We start from the raw sequence: 12,968 nt of genomic DNA, 5'->3' as shown, positions 1-12,968 counted from the left end.
CGGCGCGGGGTGCGCGCCGGGCGCTCCTGCTCGGCGGCGGGGGACTCGGCACGGTCCTGGCGGTCGCCGCGACCACCGCGGCCACGGTCCCGGTCACGGTCGCGGCCACGCGAGCCGCGCCCGCCGGTCTCGCCCAGGTCCTCCAGCACCTCCGCGTCCAGACCGGCACGGGTCCGCTCCGAGCGGGGCAGGATGCCCTTGGTGCCCGCGGGGATGCCGAGGTCGGAGAACAGGTGCGGGGAGGTGGAGTACGTCTCCACCGGGTCGTTGAAGTCCAGCTCCAGCGCCTTGTTGATCAGCTGCCAGCGCGGGATGTCGTCCCAGTCCACGAACGTGATCGCCGTACCCTTGGCGCCCGCGCGGCCGGTGCGGCCGACGCGGTGCAGGTACGTCTTCTCGTCCTCGGGGGACTGGTAGTTGATGACGTGCGTGACGCCCTCGACGTCGATACCGCGCGCGGCGACATCGGTGCAGACCAGGACGTCGACCTTGCCGTTGCGGAACGCGCGCAGCGCCTGCTCGCGGGCGCCCTGGCCGAGGTCGCCGTGGACCGCGCCGGAGGCGAAACCGCGGCGCTGGAGCTGCTCGGCGATGTCGGCGGCCGTGCGCTTGGTGCGGCAGAAGATCATCGCGAGCCCGCGGCCGTCGGCCTGCAGGATGCGCGCGATCATCTCCGGCTTGTCCATGGAGTGGCCGCGGTAGACGAACTGCTTGATGTTCGCGACCGTCGCGCCCTCGTCGTCCGGCGCGGTGGCGCGGATGTGCGTGGGCCGGGACATGTAGCGGCGGGCGAGGCCGATGACCGCGCCCGGCATGGTCGCCGAGAACAGCATGGTCTGGCGCCTGGCCGGAAGCATGTCGATGATCTTCTCGACGTCGGGCAGGAAGCCCAGGTCGAGCATCTCGTCGGCCTCGTCGAGGACCAGGGACTTGATGTGCTTCAGGTCGAGCTTCTTCTGGCCCGCGAGGTCGAGCAGCCGGCCCGGGGTGCCGACGACGACGTCGACGCCCTTCTTCAGGGCCTCGACCTGGGGCTCGTAGGCCCGGCCGCCGTAGATGGCCAGCACGCGTACGTTACGGACCTTGCCGGCCGTCTGGAGGTCGTTGGTGACCTGCGTGCACAGCTCGCGGGTGGGGACGACGACCAGCGCCTGCGGGGCGTCCGTGAGGGCGTCGGGGGTGGCGCGTCCGGCCTCGACATCGGCGGGGACGGTCACGCGCTCCAGGAGGGGGAGGCCGAAGCCCAGCGTCTTGCCGGTGCCGGTCTTGGCCTGGCCGATGACGTCCGTGCCGGAAAGGGCGACGGGAAGCGTCATCTCCTGGATGGGGAAGGGATTGACGATGCCGACGGCCTCCAGGGCCTCGGCGGTCTCGGGGAGGATCCCAAGGTCTCGAAACGTCGTAGTCAGGGTGCTGCCTCTTCTGTGTGGCGCGGTGCGAGGCGAGCGCGGGGGGTCATGACTGACCGTGCCGGGGACGTCGGCTGCCGTACAGGCGTACCTGTCAAGGCAAGCCGTAGACAGGGGACCTCGGCCGACGCTCTAGCGCTCGTACCGCTGAGGGTGTCCCTCCGGTCGTCGTACGTACTTGAGCCGTACGGCCACGGAGGTCTGTCGGGTCGGAGCCGATCGGGCCACCGACCGGGCATCCTCATGCGTGCGCCCTGTCGAAGCATGTCGAACATCGTCGACGCACTCCCAGGCGCAATACCACCATACCCCGGATCCACGCACATGCGATGGCCGAATTGGTCACGTAGTCGTGGTCACAGTGATCGACCGGGGGCTTGAGGGGGGCGCCAAGCGGGCTATTGTGCGCCTCATGACTAGTGCTGACAAGCCTGAGAACGCGTCCGCCGCCCCCGTGCCGACCGGTGTCGCCGCGCAGGACTGGGCACAGGCCGCCGTCGAGCCGCACTACCGCGCCGCCGTCGTGGATCTGCTCGGGGCGCTCGCCTATGGCGAGCTCGCGGCCTTCGAGCGGCTCGCGGAGGACGCGAAGCTGGCGCCGACCCTCGGGGACAAGGCCGAGCTGGCGAAGATGGCGTCGGCCGAGTTCCACCACTTCGAGCGGCTGCGGGACCGGCTGACGGAGATCGGCGAGGACCCGACGGGGGCGATGGACCCGTTCGTCGCCGCGCTGGACGGCTTCCACCGGCAGACGGCGCCCTCGGACTGGCTGGAGGGCCTGGTCAAGGCGTACGTCGGCGACTCGATCGCGAGCGACTTCTACCGGGAGGTGGCGGCGCGGCTCGACATCGACACCCGGGAGCTGGTGCTCGCGGTGCTCGACGACACCGGGCACGCGGAGTTCGCGGTGGAGAAGGTGCGTGCCGCGATCGACGCCGATCCCCGGGTCGGCGGGCGGCTCGCGCTGTGGGCGCGGCGGCTGATGGGTGAGGCGCTGTCGCAGTCGCAGCGGGTGGTGGCGGACCGGGACGCGCTGTCCACGATGCTCGTGGGCGGGGTGGCCGACGGGTTCGATCTGGCCGAGGTCGGGCGGATGTTCACGCGGATCACGGAGGCGCACACCAAGCGGATGGCCGCGCTGGGCCTGGCGGCGTAGCGCCCTCGTCGGGGGTGCTCGCGGTGAGCTTCCCGCGCCCCTTCTGGGGCGTCGGGCCCCGGCCCCTTGAAGGGGGCGCCCGTTATGCCGTCAGGGAGCGGCGGGACCTGGACGGGCGCAGGAGCAGGGACAGGGAAGCCGCCGAGATGATCGCCGCGCCCAGGACGGACACCACGAGGGAGCCCGAGCCCACGGCGCTGTGGGTGACGAAGTCGCCCAGGAGGGCGCCCGCAGTGCCGGTCGAGTAGACCAGGGGGCGGTTCGGGAGGCGGTGGGCGAGGCGGACGGTCGCCGCCCAGGCGAGCAGGAGCCCGAGCACGGCGGCGCCGAGTGCTTCCAGGATCATGACGGGGGTCCCTCCCACGGCCGGTCTGTCTTGAACGGTCGTAGCCCGTCTTACCCGTGACCTGCGGACTGCAATCCTCCGCTATGGAGGAGTTGTGTCGTCTCTGTGTGCGAATCCGCTCAGCACAAAGGCCCGGCGGCCGATGCCGCCGGGCCCTCGCCATGGTCTTGACTACAGCGCGCCGAAGCCCACCTTGCGCACGGTCGGCGCGCCGAGCTCCACGTACGCCAACTTGTCCGTCGGCACCATGACCTTGCGGCCCTTCTCGTCCTCAAGGGTCAGCAGCTGCGTCTTCCCGGCGAGCGCGTCGGACACGAGGCGCTCGACCTCCTCGACGCTCTGACCGCTCTCCAGAACGATCTCGCGGGGCGCGTGCTGCACGCCGATCTTGACCTCCACGGCTTTGTCCCTCCGACGGTCAGTTATGTGCGCGATCTTCCGCGCCGTACCAGCACACATTAGCCCGGTGAGGGGACGTGCACGCGGCCGGCCGGGAACGCCAACAGCGAACACCGTCCGGGAATGAACACCGTGACGCGGCTCAGTGGTGCTCGTTGCCGTGCAGCGGGAAGCCCGCGATGCCGCGCCAGGCGAGCGAGGCGAGCAACTGCACCGCGTTGTCGCGCGGCACACTGCGGTCGCTGTGCAGCCAGGAGCGGGCCACCACCTGGGCGAGCCCGCCGAGACCGGAGGCGAGCAGCATGGACTCCGCGCGCGAGAGGCCGGTGTCCTCCGCGATCACCTCGCAGATCGCCTCGGCGCACTCGGTGGTCACCTTGTCGACGCGCTCGCGCACGGCGGGCTCGTTCGTCAGGTCCGACTCGAAGACCAGCCGGAAGGCGCCGCCGTCGTCCTCCACATAGGCGAAGTAGGCGTCCATGGTCGCCCGCACGCGCTGCTTGTTGTCGGTCGTCGACGCCAGCGCGCCGCGCACCGACTGGATCAGCGCCTCGCAGTGCTGGTCCAGCAGCGCGAGATAGAGGTCGAGCTTGCCCGGGAAGTGCTGGTAGAGCACCGGCTTGCTGACGCCGGCCCGCTCGGCGATGTCGTCCATCGCCGCGGCGTGGTAGCCCTGAGCGACGAAGACCTCCTGGGCCGCGCCCAGCAACTGGTTCCGTCGGGCTCGGCGCGGCAGCCGGGTGCCGCGCGGGCGTGCTGCCTCTGTTTGCTCGATGGCTGTCACGCCGCCTCCCAATGTCGTCCACATGCGGTGTCGACCGCGCGGCCATCGTACTTTTCGGTAACCGTGGTGTGCGCGGTGCGAGCGCAGAATTTCATGTACCGGACGACGGCGAAAGCCGAGTCACGCGGTCGATCAGCGGTAGTCGTCCTCGTCGAGCGAGACCACGCGCGTCTGTTCGAGCAGATCGGCCTCGTTCGCCCGGTCCTTCTTCTCCGCCGTCAACGTGTCGTCGCGCTCGGGCCGGACATCGGCCTGCTGCTCGACGGCGTCCACTTCCGGGTCCTCGACGCCCAGCTCGGGGCCCGTCTCGTCGTCCAGTTCCTCGATGGTGTCGGGCTCGGTCGGATCCTGGGCCATGATGGGCTCCCTTCCTACGACGTCCCTGGGCACGGCAGGGGCCACACGCGGGTGCCCTCTGTACGAGCCTAGGAGACGGCCGATCCGGGCGCCATGCCGTGCGCGCCCGTCCGCGCACCGGTTCTCCGCCGCGGCACGGCTCATGCGCGGAACGGCTCATTCTGTGACGGCGAACACACGAACCCCGGTGTGATCACCTCGTAACATTGCCCGCATGTCTTCCACCGAGTCGCCCTCCGCGCCGGCCGCCAGTGTCCTCCCCCGGGTGGCGCCCGTCCGGGTCGGCGACGGGGAGCGGCTGCGGACGGTGGGCCTGCCGGGGGTCACCCTGTCGGTGCGCCACCGGCCGCCCGCGCGTGAGGACCTGCCGCGCGCCCTGTACGTGCACGGGCTCGGCGGCTCCTCGCAGAACTGGTCGGACCTGATGGCCGAGCTGGACGACGTCGTGGCCGGCGAGGCGGTCGACCTGCCGGGCTTCGGCGACTCCCCGCCCCCGGACGACGGCGACTACTCCGTCACCGGGCACGCGCGGGCCGTCATCCGCTACCTGGACGCCTCCGGGCACGGTCCCGTCCACCTCTTCGGCAACTCGCTCGGCGGCGCGGTCACCACGCGGGTGGCCGCCGTACGCCCCGATCTGGTGCGCACCCTCACGCTGATCTCGCCCGCGCTGCCGGAGCTGCGGATCCAGCGCACCGCGGTGCCGACCGGACTGCTCGGCGTGCCCGGTGTCGCGGCCCTGTTCACCCGGATGAGCAAGGAGTGGACGGCCGAGCAGCGGGTGCGCGGGGTCATGGGGCTCTGTTACGGCGACCCGGGCCGGGTGACGCCGGAGGCGTTCGGGCAGGCCGTGGAGGAGCTGGAGCGGCGGTTGCAGCTGCCGTACTTCTGGGACGCGATGGCCCGCTCCGCGCGTGGCATCGTCAACGCGTACACGCTCGGCGGGCAGCACGGGCTGTGGCGGCAGGCCGAGCGGGTGCTCGCGCCGACCCTGCTCGTCTACGGCGGCCGGGACCAGCTCGTCGGCTACCGGATGGCCCGCAAGGCCGCTCGCTCCTTCCGCGACTCCCGGCTGCTGTCCCTGCCGGACGCCGGGCACGTGGCGATGATGGAGTATCCGGGCGTGGTGGCGCGGGCCTTCCGGGAACTGATGGCACAGGCCGGGGGCGACGGCGGCGCGGACGCGGGCGGTGGAGCGGACGCGAGCGATAAAGACGACGCCAGTAGAGACGACGCCAGCAGAGACGACGGCAACAAAGACGACGGCAACAGAGACGACGACAGCACGGAGACGGGCGGCCGGGGAGCCGCCGACGGTACGGAAGCGGGGAGCTGAAGGACACCGTGGGACGCCACAGCCGCCGAGGACCGGCCAAGCCGGCCGCGCAGGACGAGGGTCCGGAGATAGCGGCGAGGAGTGAGCGGGCGGCGCCGGGCCGCGGGGCACCGGGACTGCCGGACGGGACGCCGGACCACGGTGTGCCCAGACCCCCGGAGGGAGCGGCGGGGCGTGGCGCCGCGCGCGGGCCCGAGGGGGCACCGGCGCGTGGTGTCCCGCGCGTGTCCGACGGCACGCCCGCCGGTGGTGTTCCGAGGGTCTCCGACGGCACGCCCGCGCGCGGTGTGCCGCGTGGGCCCGGCGCGGGTGCCGCCCGGGGCGGGCATCCCGAGCAGCGGGAACCCGGGGGCGGCTGGGGGGAGTTCCCGGCGCGGACCGGGTCCGGTACGGGTGTGCACGGGGTCGTGCTGCCCCGGCAGCGGCAGGCGGGACCCGCAGGGCCCGGTGGGCCGGGTGGAGCCGGTGGACCGGGTGGTTCCGCCGGGCCTGCCGGGCGTGGGCCCCGGCAGGATTATCTGGATGCTTTCGACGGCGGCGGCGGGAAGGGCGGAGGTGTCCGTACGGCTGAGCAGCCGGCCGAGGAACCAGGGCCGAAGCCGAAGCCGAAGCCGCAGCCGGAGACGACGGCCGAGACGCCCCTCGGCGGTGCGGACACGGCGGACCTGCCCGCGCAGCGCGGGAACACCAAGGGGCGGGCCTTCACCGGCATCGCCGCGGCCGCCGTCACCACCGTGCTCGCGGTGGTCGTCGCCGGGCAGGTGACCGAGAGCCGCGACGACGGCGCGAAGACGGGGCACTCCGCAGCGGACCAGGGCGCCGACGCGCGCCCCGGGGCCTCCGCGAAGCCGAGTGCGGCGCCGTTGACGTACGAGCAGAAGATGGACCGCACGTATCCGCTGGGCGCCACTCTCAAGGCGTCCGGGAAGTTCGACACCGTCCCCGGCTTCGAGAAGGCGCCCGGCACGGGTCAGAAGTACCGCTATCGGGTCGACATCGAGCAGGGGCTCGGCCTGGACGGCGCGCTGTTCGCCGAGGCGGTGCAGAAGACGCTGAACGACGACCGGAGTTGGGGACACGGCGGCACCCGTACCTTCGAGCGGGTCTCCTCCGGCAAACCCGACTTCGTGATCACCCTGGCCAGTCCCGGCACCACCGCCACCTGGTGCGCGAAATCCGGCCTGGACACCACCGAGGACAACGTCTCCTGCGACTCGGCCGCCACCCAGCGCGTGATGATCAATGCGTACCGGTGGGCTCAAGGAAGCAAGACATATGGCGACAAAATCCATATGTACCGGCAAATGTTGATCAACCATGAAGTCGGGCATCGGCTCGGCCACAACCACGTCACCTGCGAGAAGAGCGGCGAACTGGCGCCGGTCATGCAGCAGCAGACCAAGTTCCTCGACCATGACGGGATCCACTGTCTGCCCAACGCCTGGCCCTATCCCAGGAGTTGACGACCTGCGCTTATGTCACATTGACATGAGCCGCGAGTTCGTTCATATTTCTGCGCATGTGGTCTAGTCATGCCGTCTCCTTCAGCGCCGCCATCGAGCTGGCGCTGATCGGCGTGACCGCGCTCTGCGTGGCCGACATTCACTGTCGCTGACGCCGCCCCCTGGCGTTCGCGTCGCGACCTTTCTGTTTCTCCCCTCCGTGGCCCCGGTCACGGATTTTTCGACGACCCGACGCCGGGGCCGACGTCTGTCCAGAGACGTCTCATTCCTCGTCTCTTTGTCTCACCCTTCGAGAAAACCTCGAATCACCCCCGAGAGGTCGTCATTCCGATGCGTCAACCGTCCGTCATAGCGCGCCGCGTGGCAGCGGCATCCGTCAGCCTGGTCGTGGCCGCGGGCGCCGCCGCCTGCGGTCCGAAGGACAGCGGTGCGAAGGGCTCCGGTGGCGACTCGACGCCCCACAAGGGCGGCACGCTCACGGTCCTGAACTCCGAGCCGCAGACCGATTTCGACCCCGCGCGGCTGTACACCTCCGGCGGCGGAAACGTCCCCTCGCTGGTCTTCCGCACCCTGACCACGCGCAACCGGGCGAACGGCGCGGCCGGCGCCAAGGTGGTGCCGGACCTCGCCACCGACACCGGGCGTCCCAACAAGGACGCGACCGTGTGGACGTACACCCTGAAGAAGGGCCTGAAGTACGCGGACGGCACCCCGATCACCTCGGCCGACATCAAGTACGGCATCGAGCGCTCCTTCGCCCCCGAGCTCTCCGGCGGCGCCCCCTACCTGCGCGACTGGTTGGCCGGCGCGGCGGACTACCAGGGGCCGTACAAGGACAAGAAGGGCCTGTCGGCGATCGAGACGCCGGACGAGCGGACCATCGTCTTCCATCTGAACAAGCCCGAGGGCGAGTTCCCGTTCCTGGCCACCCAGACGCAGTTCGCGCCGGTGCCCAAGGCCAAGGACACCGGCACCAAGTACGAGGAGCACCCGGTCTCGTCCGGCCCCTACGAGGTCGTGAAGAACGAGAACGACGGCGAGCACGTGCTGCTCAAGCGCAACCCGAACTGGTCGGCGGCCACCGACGACCAGCGCAAGGCGTACCCGGACACCATCGATGTGCGCTCCGGCCTCGACTCCTCGGTGATCGACCAGCGGCTGTCCGCCTCCCAGGGCGCGGACGCCGCCGCCGTCACCACGGACACCAACCTGGGCCCGGCCGAGCTCGCCAAGGTGACCGGCGACAAGGAGCTGGCCGCGCGCGTGGGCACCGGGCACTTCGGCTACACGAACTACATCGCGTTCAACCCGACCGTGAAGCCGTTCGACAACCCCAAGGTGCGCGAGGCCATCGCCTACGCCGTCGACCGCTCCTCGGTGGTCAACGCGGCCGGCGGCAGCGCGCTCGCCGAGCCCGCCACGACCTTCCTGCCGAACCAGAAGTCCTTCGGGTACACGCCGTACGACCCCTTCCCGGCGGGCGCGTCCGGCAACCCGGCGAAGGCCAAGGAGCTGCTGGCGCAGGCCGGTTACAAGAACGGGCTCACCGTCACCCTGACGCACTCCAACGCCAAGGACTTCGCGACCAGCCCGGAGATCGCCACCGCCCTCCAGGACGCCCTCAAGAAGGCCGGCATCACGGTCAAGCTCCAGGGCCTGGAGGACAACGACTACCGGGACACCGTCCACGGCGTGAAGACCGAGCCCGGCTTCTTCCTCGCCGGCTGGGGCGCCGACTGGCCCTCCGGCGGCCCCTTCCTCGCCCCGATCTTCGACGGCCGGCAGATCGTCAAGGACGGCGCGAACTTCAATGCGAGCCAGCTCAACGACAAGTCGGTCAATGACGAGATTGACGCGATCAATAAGTTGACCGACCTCGACGCGGCCGCCAAGCGCTGGGGCGCCCTGGACCAGAAGATCGGCGGCAAGGCCCTCGTGGTGCCGCTGTTCCACCCCGTCTACAAGCGGCTGGTCGGCAAGGACATCCGCAATGTCGTCATCAGCGACTGGACCGGCGTGCTGGACATCTCCCAGGTCGCGGTGAAGTGACGCCGTGACCGAGTCACCCCTCGTCACCCCGGCCGCCGGGACGGACACCCCCGTCCCGGCGGCCTCGGGGGCCCGCCCGTTCTGGCGGCGGCTGCGGGCGCAGCGCGCCGCCCTGGTCGCCGCGGTCGTCGTCGCGCTGCTCGTCCTGGTCGCGCTCGCCGCGCCGCTGCTCACCGCCCTGGAGGGCCAGGACCCCTTCACCTACCACCCGTCCCTGATCGACTCCGCGCGCGGCGGTGTGCCGGTCGGCTCCCTCGGCGGCATCGGCGCGGAGCACTGGCTGGGGGTCGAACCCCAGACCGGCCGCGACCTGTTCGCCCGCCTGGTCTACGGCGCCCGGGTCTCGCTCGGCGTGGCCCTGGCCGCCACCGTCATCCAGCTCGCCATCGGCGTGGCCGTCGGCGTGGCGGCCGCGCTCGGCAATCAATGGGTTGATCAAGTGTTGAGCCGGATCACGGACATCATCGTCGCGATGCCGCTGATGATCATGTCGTTGGCGCTGCTGGCGGTCGTCCCGGCGAGCTTCCCGCGGCCCGTCCTGGTCACCCTGGTCCTCGGCCTGATCGGCTGGGGCGGCATCGCGAAGATCGTGCGCGCGCAGGCCCTGTCCCTGAAGGGCCTCGACTACGTCTCCGCCGCCCGGCTCAGCGGCTGGCGGACCTGGCGCATCGCCCACCGAGAGCTGCTGCCCGGCCTCGCCGCGCCCATCATCACCTACGCGGCGCTCCTCGTGCCCTCGAACATCTCGGCGGAATCGGCCCTGTCCTTCCTCGGCGTCGGCGTCAAGCCGCCCACGCCCTCCTGGGGACAGATGCTCACCGCCGCCGACGTCTGGTACCAGGCCGCCCCGCAGTACCTGCTGTTGCCGGCCGGTGCCCTGTTCGTCACCATCCTCGCCCTCACCGTGTTCGGCGACGGCGTGCGCACCGCCCTCGACCCGCGCGCCGCCTCCCGGCTGCGGGTCGGCACCGGCCGCAAGGACAAGGCCGGAGCCAAGGCCAAGGCCAAGGCCAAGGCTGAGGCCGCGGCCGAGGGCGCGACCAAGAAGGAGGCGACCGCATGAGCGGCTTCGGCGGATTCCTGCTGCGCCGGGCCGTGGGCACGGTCATCACCCTGCTCGCCGTCTCGGTCATCGTCTACGTCGTCTTCTACGTCACCCCCGGCAACGTCGCCCAGATCACCTGCGGCCCGCGCTGCTCGCCCGCCCAGGTGCACCAGGTCGCCGAACAGCTGCACCTCGGCGACCCCCTCTACGTGCGCTACTGGCACTTCCTCCAGGGCCTCTTCGTCGGCCAGGACTTCTCCACCGGCACCTCCGTGGAGCACTGCGCGGCGCCCTGCCTCGGGCAGTCGTACCAGACCGGACAGCAGGTCCTGGACATCATCCTGGGCAAGCTGCCGGTCAGCCTCTCGCTGGTCCTCGGCGGCATGGTGCTGTGGCTCGCCCTCGGCGTCGGCACCGGCGTCCTCTCCGCCTGGCGGCGCGGCCGCGTCTCGGAGCGGGCGCTCACCGCGATCACCCTCGCGGGCACCGCCACACCGGTGTTCGTCATCGGCCTGGTGCTGATGATCATCGTCTGCGGCGAACTCCAGCTGCTGCCCTTCCCGGAGTACGTCGCCTTCACCGACGACCCCGAGCAGTGGGCCTGGAACCTGCTGCTGCCCTGGCTGTCGCTGGCCCTGATCGAGGCCGCGACCTTCGCCCGGCTGACCCGCGCCGCGATGCTGGAGACCCTCGCCGAGGACCACGTACGGACCTTCCGGGCGTACGGCGTCGGCGAGCGGGCCATCGTCGGACGGCACGCGCTGCGCGGCGCGTTCGCCCCGGTCATCGCGCTCAACGCCAACAACGTCGGCTCCGCCGTCGGCGGCGCCGTCCTCACCGAGACCCTGTTCGGGCTGCCCGGCATCGGCCAGGAACTGGTGCACGCGGTGAAGGTCGTCGACCTGCCGGTGGTCGTCGGCATGGTCCTCGTCATCGCGTTCTTCGTGGTGCTCGCCAACGCCGTCGCGGACGTGCTGTACGCGGTGGCCGACCGACGGGTGGTGCTCGCATGAGCCTGGTGGAAGTAACCGACCTGAGCGTCGAGTTCGGCGCGCTGCGGGCCGTCGACCGGCTCTCCTTCAGCCTGGCCGAGGGCGGCGCGCTGGCCCTGGTCGGCGAGTCCGGCTCCGGCAAGTCCACGGTCGCGGGCGCCCTGCTGGGCCTGCACCGCGGCACCGGCGCCCGGGTCGGCGGCACCGTGCGCGTCGCCGGCACCGATGTCCAGGCGGCCGGCGAGCAGGAGCTGCGGCGGCTGCGCGGCGCCAAGGCCGCCATGGTCTTCCAGGACCCGCTGTCCTCGCTCGACCCCTACTACGCCATCGGCGACCAGATCGCCGAGGTGTACCGGGTGCACACCCGCGCCGCGCGCCGCGCCGCCCGCGCGCGGGCCGTCGAGGTCCTGGACCGGGTGGGCATCCCGGACGCCGCCCGGCGCGCCCGCGCACGCCCGCACGAGTTCAGCGGCGGCATGCGCCAGCGCGCGCTCATCGCCATGGCGCTGGCCTGCGAACCCGAGCTGCTGATCGCTGACGAGCCCACCACCGCGCTCGACGTCACCGTGCAGGCCCAGATCCTGGACCTGCTGCACGCCCTGCGCACGGAGACCGGCATGGGCCTGCTGCTGGTCACCCATGACGTGGGCGTGGCCGCCGAGAGCGTCGACGAGGTGCTGGTCATGCGGCACGGCCGGGCCGTCGAGCACGGTCCGGCCGGGACGGTCCTCGCGGCGCCCCGGGAGCCGTACACCCGCGCACTCCTCGACGCCGTCCCGCGCGTGGACGCCCGCCGCACCGGCTCCCCTGCCACCGGCGAGGTGGTCCTGGAGGCCACCGGACTGCGGCGCGAATTCGGGCGCGGCAAGCGGGCGTTCGCGGCCGTGGACGATGTCTCGCTGACCGTGCGCAGGGGCGAGACCCTCGGCGTCGTCGGCGAGAGCGGCAGCGGCAAGACCACCCTCGGCCGGATGCTGGTCGGCCTCCTGGACCCCACTGCGGGCAGGATCCGTTACGACGGCGCGCCGCACACCGGGGTGAACCCGGCCGTCCAGATGGTCTTCCAGGACCCGGTCTCCTCCCTCAACCCCCGCCGCAGCGTGGGCGAGTCCATCGCCGATCCGCTGCGCGCCCGCGGTGCGCGGGGCGCCGGGGCCGAGGAGCGGATCAGGGGACGGGTGACGGAACTGCTGGAGCGCGTGGGACTCGAAGGGGCGCACTACGACCGCTACCCGCACGAGTTCAGCGGGGGCCAGCGCCAGCGCATCGGCATCGCCCGCGCGCTGGCCGCCGACCCGCGCGTCATCGTCTGCGACGAACCCGTCTCCGCGCTCGACGTCACCACCCAGGCCCAGGTGGTCGCCCTGCTGGGTGAGTTGCAGCGGGAACTCGGCCTCGCGCTGGTCTTCGTCGCGCACGACCTCGCCGTCGTCCGCCAGGTCAGCGACCGGCTCGCGGTGATGCGCGGGGGCCGGCTGGTCGAGTACGGCCCCGCCGACGAGATCTACGACAGCCCGCGCGAGGAGTACACCCGGCAGCTGCTGGCCGCCGTACCCGCCCTCGACCCGGAGCTGGCGGCCCGGCGCCGTGCCGCGCGCCGCGCACCGGCGGCGGCCTGACCGGGCGCCGGAC

General features: G+C 71.7%; 13 protein-coding genes. 8 read left to right on the top strand and 5 right to left on the bottom strand.

Features of this window, described 5'->3' with window-relative positions:
- On the bottom strand, positions 1-1,316 hold a 1,316-nt coding region (locus ACLF5H_RS37115; protein ID WP_421680391.1), incomplete at its 3' end, for a DEAD/DEAH box helicase.
- A gap of 505 nt (positions 1,317-1,821) precedes the next feature.
- Here ACLF5H_RS37115 and ACLF5H_RS37110 point away from each other — a divergent pair.
- Positions 1,822-2,565 carry a ferritin-like fold-containing protein gene (locus ACLF5H_RS37110; protein WP_421680390.1) on the top strand — a complete coding sequence of 248 codons (744 nt, stop codon included), beginning with the start codon at positions 1,822-1,824 and terminating at the stop codon, positions 2,563-2,565.
- Between the two features lie 82 nt (positions 2,566-2,647).
- Here ACLF5H_RS37110 and ACLF5H_RS37105 read toward each other — a convergent pair whose 3' ends face one another.
- From ACLF5H_RS37105 to ACLF5H_RS37090, 4 genes are all read right to left on the bottom strand, one after another.
- Complete coding sequence (locus ACLF5H_RS37105) at positions 2,648-2,911, bottom strand: hypothetical protein (RefSeq protein WP_421680389.1); 264 nt, start codon at positions 2,909-2,911, stop codon at positions 2,648-2,650.
- Positions 2,912-3,082: 171 nt separating this feature from the next.
- Positions 3,083-3,310 carry a DUF3107 domain-containing protein gene (locus tag ACLF5H_RS37100; protein ID WP_085566426.1) on the bottom strand — a complete coding sequence of 76 codons (228 nt, stop codon included), beginning with the start codon at positions 3,308-3,310 and terminating at the stop codon, positions 3,083-3,085.
- A 142-nt stretch (positions 3,311-3,452) separates the two neighbouring features.
- A complete protein-coding gene (locus ACLF5H_RS37095; RefSeq protein ID WP_046421389.1) occupies positions 3,453-4,094 on the bottom strand; it encodes a TetR/AcrR family transcriptional regulator in 642 nt (213 codons plus the stop codon).
- Between the two features lie 132 nt (positions 4,095-4,226).
- A complete protein-coding gene (locus ACLF5H_RS37090; protein ID WP_421680388.1) occupies positions 4,227-4,451 on the bottom strand; it encodes a hypothetical protein in 225 nt (74 codons plus the stop codon).
- Between the two features lie 214 nt (positions 4,452-4,665).
- Here ACLF5H_RS37090 and ACLF5H_RS37085 point away from each other — a divergent pair, with 214 nt between their 5' ends.
- The 7 genes from ACLF5H_RS37085 to ACLF5H_RS37055 all read left to right on the top strand — a co-directional run bounded on the left by ACLF5H_RS37085 (position 4,666) and on the right by ACLF5H_RS37055 (position 12,955).
- Complete coding sequence (locus tag ACLF5H_RS37085) at positions 4,666-5,787, top strand: alpha/beta fold hydrolase (protein ID WP_421680387.1); 1,122 nt, start codon at positions 4,666-4,668, stop codon at positions 5,785-5,787.
- Between the two features lie 8 nt (positions 5,788-5,795).
- The gene (locus ACLF5H_RS37080; RefSeq protein WP_421680386.1) at positions 5,796-7,250 is read left to right on the top strand and encodes a DUF3152 domain-containing protein; all 1,455 of its coding nucleotides are present in this window, start codon (positions 5,796-5,798) and stop codon (positions 7,248-7,250) included.
- 56 nt (positions 7,251-7,306) lie between these two features.
- Entirely contained in the window at positions 7,307-7,402 is a 96-nt protein-coding gene (locus ACLF5H_RS37075; protein ID WP_310738795.1) for an Ms4533A family Cys-rich leader peptide, read from the top strand.
- A gap of 178 nt (positions 7,403-7,580) precedes the next feature.
- Positions 7,581-9,299 (top strand): ABC transporter substrate-binding protein, encoded by a 1,719-nt coding sequence (locus ACLF5H_RS37070; protein WP_421680385.1) that lies wholly within the window; start codon positions 7,581-7,583, stop codon positions 9,297-9,299.
- Positions 9,300-9,303: 4 nt separating this feature from the next.
- On the top strand, positions 9,304-10,362 hold the full coding sequence (locus tag ACLF5H_RS37065; RefSeq protein ID WP_421680384.1) for an ABC transporter permease: 1,059 nt from the start codon (positions 9,304-9,306) through the stop codon (positions 10,360-10,362).
- Positions 10,359-11,357, top strand: a complete 999-nt coding sequence (locus ACLF5H_RS37060; protein ID WP_421680383.1) for an ABC transporter permease — start codon at positions 10,359-10,361, stop codon at positions 11,355-11,357. Before ACLF5H_RS37065 ends, ACLF5H_RS37060 begins: the two co-directional genes overlap by 4 nt.
- Positions 11,354-12,955, top strand: a complete 1,602-nt coding sequence (locus ACLF5H_RS37055; RefSeq protein WP_421680382.1) for a dipeptide ABC transporter ATP-binding protein — start codon at positions 11,354-11,356, stop codon at positions 12,953-12,955. Before ACLF5H_RS37060 ends, ACLF5H_RS37055 begins: the two co-directional genes overlap by 4 nt.
- Positions 12,956-12,968: the final 13 nt, after the last annotated feature.

Source organism: Streptomyces sp. LaBMicrA B280 (assembly GCF_049222185.1).
Classification (GTDB): Bacteria; Actinomycetota; Actinomycetes; order Streptomycetales; family Streptomycetaceae; genus Streptomyces; species Streptomyces murinus.
Note: the sequence above shows the minus strand (reverse complement) of the source record. Positions and strands in the feature narration are given on the sequence as shown.